The sequence below is a fragment of the Citrobacter sp. TBCS-14 genome (genome assembly GCF_005280805.1).
In the GTDB taxonomy this organism is placed as follows: domain Bacteria; phylum Pseudomonadota; class Gammaproteobacteria; order Enterobacterales; family Enterobacteriaceae; genus Citrobacter; species Citrobacter gillenii.
On the sequence record NZ_SZWM01001046.1, the window covers coordinates 1 to 234 of the forward strand.

General features: G+C 53.8%; 1 protein-coding gene. It reads left to right on the top strand.

Features of this window, described 5'->3' with window-relative positions:
• On the top strand, positions 1-181 hold a 181-nt coding region (locus FDX22_RS23865; RefSeq protein ID WP_146717885.1), incomplete at its 5' end, for a lysozyme inhibitor LprI family protein.
• Between the last annotated feature and the right edge of the window lie 53 nt (positions 182-234).

Genomic DNA, 234 nt, shown 5'->3' on the forward strand with positions numbered 1-234 from the left:
GATTACCCTGCGCGATGCGGACTGCGCATTGATCAGTTCAGGCACGGAAGGCGGCAGCATACAGTCGATGATCACCAGCCAGTGTTTAACGGACAAAACCAACGAGCGCGAAGCGTTTCTCGCCTCGCTCTTACAGTGCGAAGAAGGTGATTTAAGCTGTCCATTACCGCCGGCAGGTTAACGCACGCGGATCCCTTCAATAATCATCCGCTGTACGCTCTCAACGGTTTGGTT